14 protein-coding genes and 1 tRNA gene are annotated in these 16,405 nt (G+C 40.2%); 1 reads left to right on the top strand and 14 read right to left on the bottom strand.

The genetic code is table 11. The annotated features are described in order from the left end of the window. Positions 1 to 10 precede the first annotated feature (10 nt). Positions 11 to 1,384 (bottom strand): glutamyl-tRNA reductase, encoded by a 1,374-nt coding sequence (gene hemA, locus LC090_RS06750; protein ID WP_226656479.1) that lies wholly within the window; start codon positions 1,382 to 1,384, stop codon positions 11 to 13. Positions 1,385 to 1,620: 236 nt separating this feature from the next. Between hemA and LC090_RS06745 the strand changes: the two genes are divergently transcribed. Continuing rightward, a complete protein-coding gene (locus LC090_RS06745) occupies positions 1,621 to 2,097 on the top strand; it encodes a LiaI-LiaF-like domain-containing protein (protein WP_226656477.1) in 477 nt (158 codons plus the stop codon). A gap of 20 nt (positions 2,098 to 2,117) precedes the next feature. Here LC090_RS06745 and LC090_RS06740 read toward each other — a convergent pair whose 3' ends face one another. The 13 genes from LC090_RS06740 to rph form a co-directional block, all read right to left on the bottom strand. Then, positions 2,118 to 2,840 (bottom strand): amino acid ABC transporter ATP-binding protein, encoded by a 723-nt coding sequence (locus LC090_RS06740; RefSeq protein WP_226656632.1) that lies wholly within the window; start codon positions 2,838 to 2,840, stop codon positions 2,118 to 2,120. A 38-nt stretch (positions 2,841 to 2,878) separates the two neighbouring features. After that, entirely contained in the window at positions 2,879 to 3,538 is a 660-nt protein-coding gene (locus LC090_RS06735; RefSeq protein ID WP_098444432.1) for an amino acid ABC transporter permease, read from the bottom strand. Between the two features lie 75 nt (positions 3,539 to 3,613). Continuing rightward, positions 3,614 to 4,429, bottom strand: a complete 816-nt coding sequence (locus LC090_RS06730; protein WP_369522727.1) for a transporter substrate-binding domain-containing protein — start codon at positions 4,427 to 4,429, stop codon at positions 3,614 to 3,616. A gap of 283 nt (positions 4,430 to 4,712) precedes the next feature. Continuing rightward, a complete protein-coding gene (gene yihA / locus LC090_RS06725; RefSeq protein ID WP_226656475.1) occupies positions 4,713 to 5,294 on the bottom strand; it encodes a ribosome biogenesis GTP-binding protein YihA/YsxC in 582 nt (193 codons plus the stop codon). Further along, entirely contained in the window at positions 5,291 to 7,612 is a 2,322-nt protein-coding gene (lon, locus tag LC090_RS06720; RefSeq protein WP_226656472.1) for an endopeptidase La, read from the bottom strand. The genes yihA and lon overlap by 4 nt, the downstream gene beginning before the upstream one ends. 302 nt (positions 7,613 to 7,914) lie before the next feature. After that, on the bottom strand, positions 7,915 to 9,582 hold the full coding sequence (gene lonB, locus LC090_RS06715; protein WP_226656470.1) for an ATP-dependent protease LonB: 1,668 nt from the start codon (positions 9,580 to 9,582) through the stop codon (positions 7,915 to 7,917). A 213-nt stretch (positions 9,583 to 9,795) separates the two neighbouring features. Further along, complete coding sequence (gene clpX, locus LC090_RS06710) at positions 9,796 to 11,070, bottom strand: ATP-dependent protease ATP-binding subunit ClpX (RefSeq protein ID WP_226656468.1); 1,275 nt, start codon at positions 11,068 to 11,070, stop codon at positions 9,796 to 9,798. A gap of 326 nt (positions 11,071 to 11,396) precedes the next feature. Beyond that, a complete protein-coding gene (gene tig / locus LC090_RS06705; RefSeq protein ID WP_226656466.1) occupies positions 11,397 to 12,689 on the bottom strand; it encodes a trigger factor in 1,293 nt (430 codons plus the stop codon). A gap of 259 nt (positions 12,690 to 12,948) precedes the next feature. Continuing rightward, the gene (locus tag LC090_RS06700) at positions 12,949 to 13,977 is read right to left on the bottom strand and encodes a tetratricopeptide repeat protein (protein WP_226656464.1); all 1,029 of its coding nucleotides are present in this window, start codon (positions 13,975 to 13,977) and stop codon (positions 12,949 to 12,951) included. 244 nt (positions 13,978 to 14,221) lie between these two features. After that, positions 14,222 to 14,298 (bottom strand) — tRNA-Arg (locus LC090_RS06695). A gap of 153 nt (positions 14,299 to 14,451) precedes the next feature. After that, on the bottom strand, positions 14,452 to 14,964 hold the full coding sequence (locus tag LC090_RS06690) for a metallophosphoesterase (RefSeq protein ID WP_226656463.1): 513 nt from the start codon (positions 14,962 to 14,964) through the stop codon (positions 14,452 to 14,454). A 19-nt stretch (positions 14,965 to 14,983) separates the two neighbouring features. Beyond that, positions 14,984 to 15,577: an XTP/dITP diphosphatase gene (locus LC090_RS06685; protein ID WP_226656461.1), complete on the bottom strand. Its 594-nt coding sequence runs from the start codon at positions 15,575 to 15,577 to the stop codon at positions 14,984 to 14,986. Continuing rightward, entirely contained in the window at positions 15,570 to 16,328 is a 759-nt protein-coding gene (rph, locus tag LC090_RS06680; RefSeq protein ID WP_226656459.1) for a ribonuclease PH, read from the bottom strand. The genes LC090_RS06685 and rph overlap by 8 nt, the downstream gene beginning before the upstream one ends. Positions 16,329 to 16,405: the final 77 nt, after the last annotated feature.

The raw sequence follows: 16,405 nt of genomic DNA, 5'->3' as shown, positions 1-16,405 counted from the left end.
GTCTCCTCTCCTAGGAGCGCAACTGCGATGCCTGTAATAAAGTGGAGTATTCAACGGATTCATGCTGCCTTTTTTCTTCGTTTTCTTTCACTCGCTGCTTATGAAGTTCTCTCTCAATTTCTTCTTCAATCGCAAAGATTTTCGTGAAGATCTCGAGCGACTCCTCTGCATTTGGCTCTGCAGCCATCTCCTTTACCCGAACAATAGGATCACGTAGCAGCTGGTTCACTATACTTTTCGTATGTTTACTTAATACTTTTCGTTCTCGATCCGTTAAATCAGGAAGTTTTCGCTCTATGCTCTTCATTGTTTCAGCTTGAATGGAAAGCGCCTTCGTACGAAGAGCCGTTATCATAGGTACGACGCCAAGTGTATTGAGCCACTCTCGAAATAGCACGAGGTCTTCTTCAATCATAAGCTCAATTTTCTCTGCTTCCTTCTTGCGCTCAGCAATGTTTGTTTCGACAATCCCTTCAAGATCGTCAATGTCATAGAGAAAAACGGAATCCATATTATTCAGCGAAGGATCAAGATCTCTTGGGACAGCAATATCCACCATAAATAACGGACGACCTCTACGCTTTTTAAGTAACGGCTTTACATTTTCTTCCGTTAAAACATAATTTGTAGACCCGGTAGAACTAATTAGAATATCAGCATCCGAAAGTGCCACTTCTATCTCATCCATCGAGCGAGCCTGTCCTTTAAATCTTGAAGCAAGTTCCGCTGCTTTCTCAAGCGTACGATTTACAACCGTTACTTGATCGACACCATTGCTTTGCAAATTTTTCGCTGTTAGCTCACCCATTTTACCTGCACCAAGAATAACTACGTGTTTATTGTGAAGTCCACCAAAAATCTTCTTCGCTAATTCAACGGCAGCATAACTAACAGAAACGGCATTTTCTCCAATTTCTGTTTCAGAATGTGAGCGTTTCGCTAGCGTGATGGCCTGTTTAAACAACTGATTAAAAATCGTGCCTGTTGTGTCAGAACTCTGAGCAAGTAAAAACGCATCGCGAACTTGTCCTAAGATTTGCGTTTCTCCTATAACAAGCGAATCGAGACCTGCTGCAACTCGATAAAGATGTTCTGTCGCCGCATCGTTCTCACGAATCACAAGATATGGGGAAAACTCATCTTTTTCAATTCCGAACCATTCAGATAGAAAAGCTTTTGAATAATATCTCCCTGTATGAAGCTGATCAGCTACAACGTATAACTCGGTACGGTTACATGTCGACAAAATCACTGCTTCTAGAATACTTTTAGAGTGACGCAACTTATCTAACGCTTCAGGCAAATCATTCTCCTGAAAGGAAAGTTTCTCTCGTATTTCCACAGGGGCTGTTTTGTGGTTCAACCCTACGACCAGGATGTGCATCGTTCCACCCCCAAAAAATTGTTAACCAAACCTAATCTTTTGCTATCATCTATCACTAGTATAACATGTGACAAATTGCACAGAGTTACGAAATGTGAACAGACTATGAAAGCAATTATGATATGATGAAGAAAGAATTATCTCTGCATATTATTAGTAATCATACAACTATTAATGTACCAGAAAATCAAATGTATAGCAAAACTTGTGTATTTCTTACAGTAGGAGGATTTTCATTGAAACGTCAAGGTGTTTTTCCCGGTGTTTTGTTTATTGGAATCGGACTTTATTATTTATTTCAAACGCTAAACCTTCCTTTTTCTGATCAGCTTATGAACTGGCAGGTGATTTTAATCGTCATAGGTCTTGCCATGATCATTCAAGGTTCTATCGCAAAAGAAGGAAATATGCTTTTTCCGGGAATTTTACTTCTTGGACTTGGTGTACATTTCTATTTTGTTACGAAGTTAGCTGTTTGGCCAGATAGCTGGGGAATGTACACACTAATTTTAAGTGCAGCTTATCTTATGACATACTACAAAACAAAAAAAAGTGGCCTCGTCCCTGGCTTGCTGCTACTTGCTCTTTCGATTATTGAACTTCTTTATTCAGGCTTAGAGATGTGGCTCAATTCAACCTTTTCCTTCGTAGGAAAATTCTGGCCACTTGTATTGATTGCACTTGGAATCTATCTTGTAACGAAAAAAAAGTAAGGAGCCTACGCTCCTTACCTTTACAAGATAGAACTTAAGAAATCTTGTGTTCTCTGTTCTTTTGGCTCACTAAATAATTCTTTAGGATGGCCTTTTTCTACGATTTTCCCATCATGCATGTAGACAACCCAATCGCCTACCTCACGTGCAAAACCCATCTCATGAGTAACGACAACCATCGTCATCCCTTCTTTCGCCAGCTCTTTCATGGTTGATAGTACTTCTCCTACTAGCTCGGGATCAAGCGCTGATGTCGGCTCATCAAACAGCATGATATCAGGTTTCATTGCAAGCGCTCGAGCGATTGCAACTCGCTGCTTCTGCCCTCCGGAAAGCTTATTAGGATAGACATTCGCTTTATCACCAAGTCCTACTTTTGCAAGTAGTTCTTTTCCTTCTTTTTCCGCTTGGGCCCGCTTAATTTTCTTAACCATTAACGGCGCCTCAATCACATTTTCTAATACGGATTTATGCGGAAAGAGGTTAAAATGTTGGAACACCATACCAACGCGCTGCCTGACTTTATTTAAATCATTTTTTTCGGGATCTATGGTTTCCCCTTCAATAATCACATTCCCGCTGTTTTTGATCTCTAGAAAATTCATACACCGAAGTAGCGTACTTTTACCGGAACCGCTGGCACCTATGAGTACAACAACGTCACTTTCATTTACTTCAAGATCAATATCTTTAAGCACGTGAAGATCTCCAAACGATTTATTCAACTTCTCAACACGGATCATCTCAGATTTTTCTACCACGGACAACACCTCTTTCGTTCTTAATCACTAGCTGATAAACGTTTTTCAAGGAGATTAACAAGAAGCGTGAAGATTAGTACAAGAACAAGATAGTATACCGCTACAATAAGTAGATATGTCATCTCATCAAACGTTCTTGCCCCCTGTGTAGTCGCAACGCTAAATAATTCTGGAAGGGCTATAAATGCTGCTAGAGAGGAATCTTTTAATCCAATGATAAATTGATTACCAAGAGGCGGCAAAGCGCGTCTAAATGCCTGAGGAAGAATAATACGTCGCATCGCAAGCGTATGACTCATTCCAAGAGAGCGGCCTGCCTCCATCTGACCTTTGTCAATGGATTGAATGGACCCACGAAAGATCTCTGCAATATAAGCCCCGTTATGTAGGGCGAGTCCAATGGAAGCAGCCCAGAATTTCGGAATATTAAACTCGGTTAAACCAAAATAAAAGATAAAAATTTGAACAATAAGCGGTGTACCTCGAATAACAGCAATGTACACATTTGCAATCCAATTCAGAATTTTTGATTGTGATATTTTAAATAAAGCAAAAAATAGGCCAATAAAAACAGCAATCAAAACGGATACGAACGTAACGCGAATCGTCAGCCAAAGACCTTCAAAAAATACCGGATAACTTTCTAATAACGTTTCAAAAAAATGAGCAAAAGTTGGCAAGTGCGATCAGCTCCTTAGAATTCAGTAACATTACAGGTAAAAAAGGAATGCGCGCACCGCACACATTCCTCTTTCTTACTCACTTTCAGGATTCTGGGTGATATCGACTCCGATGTATTCCTCACTAAGTTTTGTTAACGTACCGTCTTCTTTTAACTCTTCTAACGCTTTGTTAACAGCATCAAGAAGATTTGAGTTTTCTTTCTTTATTGCGACAGCTTGTTCACTTGTTCCAAGCTGCTCTACTTTTTCAATTTCAAAACCTTCTTCCATAGCTTGCTTGCCTGTAATATCATCTGTAATAACCGCATCGTGCTTTCCTTCGCTTAGTGCGCGTAAAGCAGTTTGGTCACTATCGTAATTTGAAATCTTATCCGTATACTCTTGTGCGGTTTTTTCATAAGTTGAACCTTTTGAGACAGCTACATCTTTGCCTTCTAGATCTTCTACGCTTTGAATATCGCTACCAGGTTGAACATATAGAACCGGTCCAGAATAATAGTATGGTTCGCTAAAATTAACAGCTTCCTTACGTTCATCTGTAATCGTATGGCTAGCTACTGCTGCGTCATAACGACCAGACTGAATAGCGGATACCATCCCACTAAATTTAAACTTTTCAACTGCAGGTTCAAGATCAAGCTTTTCCGCAATCGCCTTACCCACTGCAACGTCGAACCCATCAAGATCCCCATTTGCATCTACTGTACTAAATGGTGGAAACTCACCTGAAACGACATAGCTAAACTTTCCATCTTCCGTTAATTCAAGTCCGTCGTCTCCTTCAGAGCTAGATGATCCATTACTTTCTTCATTCCCTCCACACGCTGTTAAAACAAGAAGAAACATTAACATTAGTGCGGTTAGAAAACTCCATTTTCTCTTCATCATCACGCGTCCCCCTAAAACGACTTTTTCTTTATGCAGTTCGAATTATGTAAACTGCAACACTTTTATAATACCAATATTTAGACATTTCTTTCAATTCTGACTTGTACTGTCTACACCTCCTATATTGGACTAAGCTCTGATTACAGCCAATGAGAATGCGTATTCTTCTGTTTCCTCCGATATATTCCCATTCCCTATCTATTTGATTTAAAAACGTCTTTTTTCCTAATAATCAGAAAATATTCGACATATAAAAAGCTCGGTCATGTGACCGAGCTTAACCTTATAAATATGATTTAATCGCACTCCAAACATCTTCTTTTCCTTGTCCAGTATGAGAAGAAAACGTAACAAGTCGATCTGTAGGTTCAATCTTTAATGTCTGGTTTACAACTTTTAAATGTTTTTGCCATTTCCCTTTAGGAATTTTATCCGACTTTGTAGCTACAACAATGACTGGAATTTCATAGTGCTTTAACCAATCATACATGACGACATCGTCATTTGAAGGAGCGTGACGTAAATCGACAATTTGAATAACCGCTTTTAACTGATCGCGATCTGTCAAATACGTTTCAATCATACGACCCCAGGCATCTCTTTCTTTTTTAGATACCTTAGCAAATCCATAGCCAGGAACATCAACAAAATATAACAGTTCATTAATTAGATAAAAATTAAGCGTCTGGGTTTTTCCAGGTTTTTGTGATGTTCTAGCAAGGTTCTTACGATTAATCAGTGTATTAATAAGAGAAGATTTCCCTACGTTGGATCGTCCAGCTAAGCCAATCTCTGGTAAACCTTCTACAGGATACTGCTCTGGTTTAACGGCACTGATAATAAAATCTGATTTTGTTACTTTCATTTATTCTCCCCCACAAGTGCGGTATTTAACACTTCATCCAGATGTGACACTGGAAGGAACGTTAAATCCTTACGAATGCTTTCTGGAATATCATCCAGATCTTTCTCATTTTCTTTCGGCATAATGATTGTAGTTAATCCGGCACGGTGAGCACTTAACGACTTTTCCTTCAGTCCACCAATCGGAAGAACTCTACCTCGGAGCGTAATCTCTCCAGTCATCCCTACATCTCTTCGAACAGCTTTACCTGTTAACGCAGATACAAGGGCTGTAGCGATCGTAATGCCAGCAGAAGGACCGTCTTTAGGCGTAGCACCTTCTGGAACATGAATGTGGATATCGTTCGTTTCATGGAAGGTTGGATCAATCGACAGCTCTTCTGATTTTGAGCGAATGTAGCTGAACGCAGCCTGTGCTGACTCTTTCATCACATCGCCAAGTTTCCCTGTTAAAATCAGCTTGCCTTTTCCTGGTGATAGAGAAACTTCAATAGCTAGTGTGTCGCCTCCTGCTGTTGTATAAGCAAGACCAGTTGCGGTGCCAATTTGATCTTCTTTCTCCGCTTCGCCGTATCGGAATTTCGGATGACCGAGTAATTCTTCAAGCATCGTTTCAGTAACAATTACACGTTTCTTCTTACCTGAGACAATTAACTTTGTTGCCTTCCGACAAACGGTTGCGATTTGTCGTTCGAGATTTCGGACACCGGCTTCTCTTGTATAATGGCGCACAAGCTTATAAAGGCTCTCTTCTCTAATTTGAAGATTGCCTTTTTTCAAGCCGTGTTCTTCAAGCTGTCGCGGCACAAGATAATTCTTAGCTATGTTGACTTTCTCTATTTCGGTATAACCCGCAATTTGAATTACTTCCATTCGATCAAGAAGTGGCTCTGGAATCGTTGCAAGGTTATTCGCTGTTGTCACAAACATGACTTTTGAAAGGTCATATGGCTCCTCGATATAGTGATCACTAAACGTATTATTTTGCTGTGGATCCAATACTTCCAACAACGCTGAAGATGGATCTCCACGAAAGTCATTTGACATTTTGTCAATCTCATCCAAAAGGAAAACTGGATTGACTGTCCCCGCCTTTTTCATGCCTCTAATAATACGTCCTGGCATCGCTCCAACATAAGTTCTACGATGTCCACGAATTTCTGCTTCATCACGTACTCCGCCAAGTGAAATACGAACAAACTCCCGCCCGATTGATCGTGCAACGGATCTTGCCAGGGATGTCTTTCCGACTCCCGGTGGTCCAACCAGGCAAAGAATTGGTCCTTTTAAGGATTTCGTGAGCTGCTGAACGGCAAGGTATTCAAGTACCCGTTCTTTCACTTTTTCAAGGCCATAATGATCCTCATCAAGAATTTTTTCTGCATGATTAATATCAAGATTATCTGTTGTCTCTTTCGACCACGGTACTTGAATTAACCAATCGATATAATTTCGAATCACAGAACTTTCAGCTGAGCTTTGTGGAATTTTTTCATAGCGATCAAGCTCTTTATAGGCCATCTCCTGAACGTTTTCAGGCATGTTGGCTTCCTCAATCTTTTCCTTTAAAGAAGCGATTTCCCCAGTTTTGCCTTCTTTTTCTCCAAGTTCTTTTTGAATAGCCTTCATTTGTTCCCGAAGATAGTATTCTTTTTGCGTTTTTTCCATTGAGCGCTTTACTCGCTGGCCAATTTTCTTCTCAAGATCAATAACGTCTTTTTCATTTTGAAGAATTTCAATCAATTTATTTAATCTTTCGTATGAACTATACGTTTCGAGAATGTCTTGCTTTTGCCGGATTTTTAAAGATAGGTGAGAAGCAATAATATCAGCTAGTCGCCCCGGTTGTTCAATATCACTTACTGAGGCAAATGTTTCGGCCGTCACTTTTTTAGAAACTTTAATATATTGTTCAAATAAATCAAGGACAGTACGCATTAACGCTTCTTCTTCCACGTTACTATCTGCACTTTCATCAATTTGTTCAATCTCAACTTCGTAAAACTCTTCTGTATCTTTAAATTCAATAATCTTGCCTCGCTGAAGTCCTTCAACAAGCACACGAATTGTTCCATTTGGTAATTTCAACATCTGCTTGACAGTAGCAAGTGTTCCAACCTCATAAATATCACTTACTTCAGGTGTTTCAATTTCTACTTCTTTTTGCGTAGATAGAAAAATCTTTTGATCATCCATCATAACCTTTTCAAGGGCTTGAACAGACTTATCTCGACCAACATCAAGATGTAGAACCATTGATGGATAGACGAGCAACCCTCTTAAAGGTAGCAACGGTAATGTTTTATGTTCATTTTTCAATCATGGCACCTCCAGACAACAAACTATAAAAACGTTATATCGTTCATTTTAATCCGACCTTATACTATTGATAAGTTGTACTTCATTGTATCCTAAGTTTCTTCTACTTGTCTAATCATCCCTGCTCAAACTGCAAAAAAACTTACTTAGAATAGAAAACTCGCTTTATTGCTTACTGATTTTACACAAAGATCCTAATTGTTGTTTTTCTGCAAAATAAACAGTTCTTTCTATTCAACATTTTTTACTAGTTGAGATAAATTTCTACGAATTGAAAGAGATACAAAGAAAATCCCCGCCCGTTAACTTCCGGGCTGGGATTTTCCAATAACGATGGAAGGAAACTCTTGGTGTTTTTCCGTCATAAAAGCCGCATCGAATACTTCTGAAAGGTGCGTAACGGGTACCACTTTAATGCCCTTGATTACTTGGAGCATTTCCTCATCGTTTTCTTTTGGAATAAGCGCCATTTCAGCACCAGCATCACGAGCGGCCGTCACTTTTGCAAAAACACCGCCTACTGGTTTTACAAATCCGTGAATACTAATTTCACCTGTCATGGCAATTTTATTACTCACAGGGCTTCCTTTAATGGCAGAGTAAATTCCTGTGGCAATAGCTACACCAGCAGATGGACCATCTACAGGGACACCTCCAGGAAAATTGATATGTAACTGATAAATGTCTACAGGAATGCCCATGGACTTAAGTACAGTCATCACATTTTCTACAGAAGATTTTGCCAAGCTCTTTCTTCGAATGGATTTAGATTGATTACCAATGCTTTCTTCTTCTACAATTCCTGTTATCGTTACCGATCCTTCTTTATCCATTTTCCCTTTTACAGCAGTAACCTCTATCTCAAGTAACGCACCAGTGTTAGGGCCATAAACCGCTAATCCATTCACTACACCAACTGCTGGATAAAGCGGTATTTTTCTTTCTGGTCGTGGAGTGAGTCGACTTGCATGGACGACCCATTCCATGTCTGCAGCAGTTATTCTGTCACGTTTTTCAGTAATGGCTAGTCCTGCTGCAATTTGCATTAAGTTAACTGCCTCACGCCCATTTCTTGCATATCGACTGACACGTTCAATCCCGTCCTCATCAAGAGTGAGATTTAACTTCTTGGCTGCTCTTGTTGCAATGCGAGCAATCTCTTCCTGACTCAACTCACGGAAATAAACTTCCATACATCTTGACCGAATAGCCGGAGGAATATCATCAGGCGTTCTAGTTGTGGCTCCGATCATCCTAAAATCAGCCGGTAAGCCATTTTGAAAAATATCGTGTATGTGATTCGGAATCGTAGTGTTTTCTTCATTATAATAAGCACTCTCAAGATAAACTTTACGATCTTCTAGTACCTTTAATAACTTATTCATTTGAATTGGGTGAAGCTCACCTATTTCGTCAATAAAGAGAATGCCGCCATGTGCATTGGTAACTGCACCCTGCTTTGGTTGAGGAATACCTGCTTGTCCCATTGCACCTGCCCCTTGATAAATTGGATCATGAACAGATCCAATTAACGGATCCGCTATTCCCCTCTCATCAAATCTTGCAGTCGTTGCATCCAACTCCACAAAGACAGCTGACTGTTTGAAAGGCGTTCCAAAATTACGTTTCGCTTCTTCGAGTACAAGCCGTGCTGCCGCCGTCTTCCCTACCCCAGGAGGGCCATATATAAGAACGTGTTGGGGATTTGGACCACAGATCGCCGCTCTTAATGTGCGAATTCCTTCCTCCTGACCAACGATCTCTGAAAACCCTGTAGGTCGAATACGTTCAGATAGCGGTTCGCTTAAAGAGATGCTTCTTAGCCGGCGTAAATGCTCCATTTCTTTTCGTGATTCCTTATCTATAGAAACTTTCTGAGTTCGCTGATTACGAAGTAAGTTCCAGAAATATAATCCTATCACAATCCCGAAGAATAATTGTATTGCTAGTGCTATCCCTGTCCAATTCATACTCCTACCTCCTGATGAATAATCAATAGCACTAGTATCTCCTGAGCTTTGGTTCCATAAACCGGAAATCACCAAAATGAGCAGACGATCTTCAGGAAAAGATGTTGATTTCATCATCCGGCTTCTACGCTCGGAGCGGATCCCTCCTATAAAGAAATGTCGAGATGAACAAGTAAAAGCAAAAAAACCAGCCACAGGTGGCTGGTTTCATTATTATGCACTTTCTTTTGGTGATTTCTTATCTTCATCGATGACTGAGCCATCTTCGAGAATTAATTTTGGCGTCGTTTTCTCGCTTACTGTAGAAGCAGACAATACGCACTTTTTAATTTCTTCACGCGAAGGAAGATCGTACATGACATCAAGCATGATACCTTCAATAATGGAACGAAGGCCACGCGCGCCTGTTTTTCTTTCAATTGCCTGTTTTGCAATCTCAACGAGGGCTTCATCTTCAAATTCAAGCTCAACATCATCAAGCTCAAGAAGCTTTTGGTATTGCTTTACAAGAGCGTTCTTAGGTTTCGTAAGAATTTCTACTAAAGCTTCTTCATCAAGTGGCTCAAGGCTTCCGATAACCGGAAGACGACCGATGAACTCAGGGATAAGTCCAAAACGAAGCAAATCTTCCGGAAGGACTTTACCTAAGTATTCACCTGGTTTAAGATCCTCTTGTTTGGCTTCACCGCTGAATCCAATAATTTTCTTACCAAGGCGTCGCTTAATGATTTGCTCGATACCGTCAAATGCTCCTCCACATATGAAGAGGATATTTGTTGTATCAATTTGAATAAACTCTTGATGAGGATGTTTACGGCCACCTTGAGGAGGTACGCTAGCTGTTGTACCTTCAAGAATTTTAAGAAGCGCTTGTTGCACACCTTCACCAGATACGTCACGCGTAATAGACGGATTCTCCGACTTACGAGCTACTTTATCAATTTCATCAATATAGATAATGCCTTTTTCAGCCTTCTCCACATCGTAATCTGCCGCCTGAATTAGCTTTAGAAGGATGTTTTCAACATCTTCACCAACATAACCAGCTTCTGTTAATGACGTAGCATCTGCAATGGCAAAAGGTACGTTAAGAATTCTAGCAAGCGTTTGTGCAAGAAGTGTTTTACCACTACCAGTTGGCCCGATTAGCGCAATATTACTTTTCGCCAGCTCAACATCATCTGGTTTAGAAGATGCATTAATTCGCTTATAGTGGTTGTAAACCGCTACTGATAGTGACTTCTTAGCCTTCTCCTGCCCAATGACATAGTCATCAAGAATCTGGCAAATTTCATGAGGTTTCGGTACTTCTTTGAAGTCCACCTCTTCTTCAGTTCCAAGCTCTTCTTCAACGATTTCAGTGCAAAGCTCAATACACTCATCACAGATATAAACACCTGGTCCTGCAACTAACTTACGGACTTGATCCTGTGTTTTACCACAGAAAGAACACTTAAGTTGTCCTTTTTCATCGTTAAATTTAAACATGAATTCACCCCTAACCTTTGATCTCGATGAAACCCGAGTAGGTCTATCTGGAAAAGGAACTCCGTCTGTTCATTTGAACTTCGATTACAAAACAAGCAATCTAAACGGTTATCCACCACTGGTTTCTCATCCTATTTATGTATTGAAATTGTATCATATAACGCAAAAGGATACGAAGTAAAACGACTCTTTATAGCTTATTATGTATCGAATGATTGTCCTACTACTATGTTTAGCATCTTTGTGTGATTTCATTACTACTTCTTTTTGTAAAAACAAGGCGCAGTAAGCGCCTTGTTTCAAATAAGCCAGTTTATTCGCTTCTATTATGCTTTTTTGCTGTTATCTACAAGAACATCGATTGCTTTGCGAATACGTAGGTCACCTTTAAGTGCATCAGTGCCACCTTGCATCATAAGCATTTGGCGAATTTGTTCTTCTTCCATGTTATACATTGCAGCCATCTTAGAAAGTTCTTCGTTCACTTCTTCTTCTGAAACTTCCACATTTTCAGCATCCGCAATTGCTTCAAGAGTTAGGTTTGTGCGCACGCGCTTTTCACCGTCTTCTTGCATTTGTTCGCGAAGTGCTTTCTCATCTTGTCCTGAGAACTGGTAGTACATTTCAAGGTTCATACCTTGTTGCTGTAGACGCTGCTCAAATTCTTGAAGCATACGGTCTACTTCTGCATCTACCATAGCTGATGGAAGGTCAATCTCACTGTTTTCAGTAGCTTTTTCAATCAACGTGTCTTTCTTTTGAACATCAGCATCTTCTGCTTTTTGTTTCTCAAGATTTTCTTTCGTTGTTTTCTTAAGCTCATCAAGTGTTTCAACTTCTTCGTTTACATCTTTAGCGAATTCATCATCAAGTTCTGGAAGCTCTTTACGCTTAATGTCATGAATTTTCACTTTAAACGTAGCTTCTTGTCCAGCAAGATTTTCAGCATGGTACTCTTCAGGGAAAGTTACTTTAACTTCCTTTTCAGCGCCAGCTTTCTCACCAATCAATTGCTCTTCAAAACCTGGAATAAACGTGTTAGAACCGATTTCTAGTGAATAGTTATCGCCTTTTCCACCTTCAAATGGTTCTTCACCAAGGAAACCTTCGAAGTCGATAACGGCAGTATCGCCTTCTTGAAGCTCGCCATCTTCAACTACAACAAGCTCCGCTTGTTTTTCTTGAAGAGATTTAAGCTCTGCTTCCACTTCTTCATCTGTAACGTTCGTATCTTGTTCTTCTACTTCAAGACCTTTGTATTCGCCAAGCTTCACTTCAGGCTTAACTGTTACAGTTGCTTTAAAAATCAAGTTTTGACCTTTTTCCATTTGCTCAACGTCAACTTCAGGACGATCAACTGGCTCGATACCAGATTCGTCAATTGCTTCTGAATAAGCTTTAGGTAGAATAATATCAAGAGCATCTTGGTAAAGAGATTCTACACCAAAACGTTTTTCAAAAAGAGAACGTGGCATTTTTCCTTTACGGAATCCAGGTACATTCACCTGTTTTACAACTTTTTTGAACGCTTCATCTAGCGCATTATTTACCTCAGCAGCGTCCACCTCAACAGTAAGAACGCCCTGGTTACCTTCAAGCTTTTCCCAATTTGCAGTCATTTACACATTACCTCCAACAATAAATATATTTCCACTAATCGAGCGTTTAAAAATGATGACGCTTTTTGGAGTATAAAAGCGTCGACAGTCTTTCAAACGGTCTCTTTTACTAGTAAATATGGGTTTGCAACTATTGTATTATAACATAGAACAGCGAGTTTTCAACACATACAGCGTGAACGAAAACCGTCTAGCCATAGTACAGCTTAACGATAATGGAGCGTTAGCGCAAGCAAAACCATTTTCTTTCCATGTATTACTATTCGAACGGTCGATAAAACGGCTGATTCTCAATGTTCATGATCCGATTGGCAGCGACTTCAAACTCAGAAGGCTTCACTTCGTAATATGTACGAAGTTCCTCATTCGACACATCTTCCCCATTCATTTCAGATGCTACTTTGTGAACAGCAGCTGCCCACACGGAACTATTGGAAGGCTCTGCTTCAAAGGGAGAGATCGCAAATAAATAATGCCACCAAATTTGCATGCACATTTCAAAAAGAGCTGGATTCCCCTGTTCAACTACGTCAGAGAGTTTAGCCTTTACACTTAAAGAAAATTCTTGTAAAAAGATATCCTTTAATGTAGCAGGGTTTACTGTAATCTCTCTTCCGAACTTATGTACGACGACTTCTTGATCCAATTCTTTTTCTCTCAACACTTGTAAAACTAAACTTTTAAGAAGGGGATCTTTGTTTGTTGCATTTAAATATGTAAGATATACGGGGAGAGACTTACTTTCATCTACAGTGCTTAATTTTTGAATAGCTAACCACTGTTTTTCCGTCTTATCGCTTTCAAGATAAGCAATAAGCTTGTCAACATCTTCCTCCTGACCAGCATCATAATCATTCTCAGAATCAAGATCATAGCTCGTCATTTGTCTGCTAAAATGAAGCAGCTGGTAGAGCGACTCCGCAATATTAGACGGAAGCTGATTTTCTTGTAATACCGCTTCAATCATCGTAACTACTTTCTGATACTTTCCAAGCTGAACTAAAATTGATATGTATACTTGAAAAATGTCGTAATAGTCTCCGATCCCCTGCTGCATCATTGTTTCGCAGCGTTCAGACGCTTCATTCAAATCGCCCATCTCTACAAGGCTCAAGACCATTCCAAAATGCCCCTGCGGATGATCTGGTTCGATTTCAAGTAGCTGACTAAAATGTTCGTGTGCCTCTTGTATTTCTTTAGCTTTAAGTGCTGCCATTCCTTTTTCGACAAGCTTGCCTGCCACGTTTGGAAAATAAACTATTTTCCTTTCATCCTTTTCTTTATCCATGACGTAATCGCTCCACTCTCTTATATTCTCTATTAAAAGAGTTTACAGCAGGAAAGGCGCAGCTACGATTAGGTATCAGTTTATCAGTATCCACCTGTAAACTCAAGCTGAAGCACGCTACTGGAATGTGGAATCCTTTTACCTCTCCATTTATAGTTACTGTACCAGCTTATTAGAGATAGATGATAAACAAAAAAAAGCCATTCTACCACATAGGATAAATGCCTTTACAGAAAATATATAATGGTGTCCCAGGCAGGATTCGAACCTGCGACCCACAGCTTAGAAGGCTGTTGCTCTATCCTGCTGAGCTACTGGGACATGCTAATGATCAAAGGTGTCATGATGCTTTTTTATTCCTTAAGTTTTTATTCCTTAAGTTTCTAGCGACATTTATTAATATAACGGACTGCATTCGTAAAGTCAATAGAAATAAGTCAAAAAACACAGCAGAGGCTGTGTTTTTCTTCCTATTTAAAGAGAAAATGTTTTAGAAATTTCCCCGATCACTTTTCCATTTTCATCATAGTAATGTACTTGAACCGTATCATTTGTCCACTCCACAATGGCGTATGTTTGGATCGTCGGTCTTCTTGGAAGTTTAACGCTACCGGGATTAAGGAAAAGCGTCCCGTCTACAAATTCGGTTAAAACTTCGTGAGAATGGCCAAAACAAACAAGGTCAGCATGCTCTTCTTGTGCTTTGTAGTGCAACTTCATTAATGTCATCTTCACATTATACAGATGACCGTGTGTGGCGAAGATGGTTTTATTTCCTACTGTGTGAACGAACTCATCAGGATATCGGTTATCAAAATCACAATTCCCTCTCACTCTTACCTCGAATGGAAGCATCTCGTCTGCATCATAATCAAATTCTGAGTCTCCACAGTGAATCATACACGCCACTTCATGCTGATGTCGCTCTACCAGATGCTGCAATTCTTCCTCAGATCCATGATTATCACTAACAATAAGGACTTTCATTTTACGCCACCTCTTTTCGTTAAAATAACTCTTTGAATGCCTCTTCTAATCGGTCGAGCGCTTGTCCCCTATGGGAAATCGCATTTTTCTCTTCAGGAGAAAGCTCAGCCATCGTTTTGTCATAAGAAGGAACATAGAAAATCGGGTCATACCCAAAACCATAACTTCCAGATCGTTCATACGTAATCATGCCATTGCACGTACCCGAGAATATCTCAGTGTTTTGACCGGGAATTGCTACTGCTAGGAGACAATGAAAGGAAGCGTTGCGCTTTTCTTTCGGCACATCTTTCATTTCTTGTAAAACTTTATCAATGTTCGCTTCATCATCTTTCTCTGGCCCTGCATAGCGCGCAGAGTAGACGCCAGGATCTCCATCAAGCGCATCAATAACTAGCCCCGAATCATCCGCAATGACAGGCTGATTTGTGAGTTTCATGATTGCTTCCGCTTTTAAAACGGCGTTCTCAGCGAAGGTGCTCCCGGTTTCAGCCACATCTGGAGCATTTTCAATATCTAATAAAGAAAGAACGCTTAACTCAGCTGATTCGAATCTTCGCTTGAATTCTTTTACTTTCCCTTCATTTTGTGTGGCAATAAGGAGCTTACGCATTAGATGAGGGAGCCTCCTTTATCTTCGTCGCGAAGTCACCAATCACTTCAGCTTGAATTTTAATTAATTCCTCAACCCCTGCTTTTCCAAGGGCCAGCATTTCATTCAGTTGATCCATATTGAATGTTGCTTCTTCTCCTGTTCCCTGTAATTCAACAAATTCTCCACTACCTGTCAGTACAATATTCATATCGACTTGAGCGGAAGAATCTTCTCTATAGCATAAATCTAATAACGCTGACCCATTTTTGTCTATGCCAACCGACGTAGCGGCAAGAAAATTAGTGATAGGCATTTTCTTGATTTGCTTGCGCGCCATTCCTTTTTCAACGGCAATGACGAGTGCCACAAATGCTCCAGTAATAGAGGCAGTACGTGTCCCCCCGTCAGCCTGTATGACATCACAATCTATCCAGATTGTACGTTCCCCAAGCGCATCAAGATCAACTACGGTACGTAGCGCCCTTCCGATTAAACGCTGAATCTCCATCGTACGTCCAGCCACTTTTCCCTTACTTGATTCCCTAATGTTTCGCTGCTCAGTCGCACGCGGTAACATCGCATATTCTGCTGCAATCCATCCCTTCCCCTGTCCACGCATAAATGGAGGAACTCGATCCTCAATAGAAGCAGAGCAGATTACTTTTGTATCGCCTACAGTTATCAAAACAGAGCCTTCTGGATGCTTTATATAGTCTCTTTCAATATGTATCGCTCTCAATTCATTTTCCTGACGCCCATCTACTCTCATACTTGTCCTCCTAATAACAAATCGTTCGCTTTTTCACCTGATGTCACTTAATTCAATCATCATCTACCTCTCTTATC

This window comes from Guptibacillus hwajinpoensis, assembly GCF_020524165.1.
GTDB lineage: Bacteria > Bacillota > Bacilli > Bacillales > Guptibacillaceae > Guptibacillus > Guptibacillus hwajinpoensis_D.
Note: the sequence above shows the minus strand (reverse complement) of the source record. Positions and strands in the feature narration are given on the sequence as shown.

Excerpts from the sequence above, each read along its gene's own strand:
- hemA (WP_226656479.1), bottom strand. The coding sequence starts at position 1,384 with ATGCACATCCTGGTCGTAGGGTTGAACCACAAAACAGCCCCTGTGGAA.
- LC090_RS06740 (WP_226656632.1), bottom strand. The coding sequence starts at position 2,840 with ATGATCCGTGTTGAGAAGTTGAATAAATCGTTTGGAGATCTTCACGTG.
- LC090_RS06730 (WP_369522727.1), bottom strand. The coding sequence starts at position 4,429 with ATGATGAAGAGAAAATGGAGTTTTCTAACCGCACTAATGTTAATGTTT.
- yihA (WP_226656475.1), bottom strand. The coding sequence starts at position 5,294 with ATGAAAGTAACAAAATCAGATTTTATTATCAGTGCCGTTAAACCAGAG.
- lonB (WP_226656470.1), bottom strand. The coding sequence starts at position 9,582 with ATGAATTGGACAGGGATAGCACTAGCAATACAATTATTCTTCGGGATT.
- clpX (WP_226656468.1), bottom strand. The coding sequence starts at position 11,070 with ATGTTTAAATTTAACGATGAAAAAGGACAACTTAAGTGTTCTTTCTGT.
- tig (WP_226656466.1), bottom strand. The coding sequence starts at position 12,689 with ATGACTGCAAATTGGGAAAAGCTTGAAGGTAACCAGGGCGTTCTTACT.
- LC090_RS06700 (WP_226656464.1), bottom strand. The coding sequence starts at position 13,977 with ATGGATAAAGAAAAGGATGAAAGGAAAATAGTTTATTTTCCAAACGTG.
- LC090_RS06690 (WP_226656463.1), bottom strand. The coding sequence starts at position 14,964 with ATGAAAGTCCTTATTGTTAGTGATAATCATGGATCTGAGGAAGAATTG.
- LC090_RS06685 (WP_226656461.1), bottom strand. The coding sequence starts at position 15,577 with ATGCGTAAGCTCCTTATTGCCACACAAAATGAAGGGAAAGTAAAAGAA.
- rph (WP_226656459.1), bottom strand. The coding sequence starts at position 16,328 with ATGAGAGTAGATGGGCGTCAGGAAAATGAATTGAGAGCGATACATATT.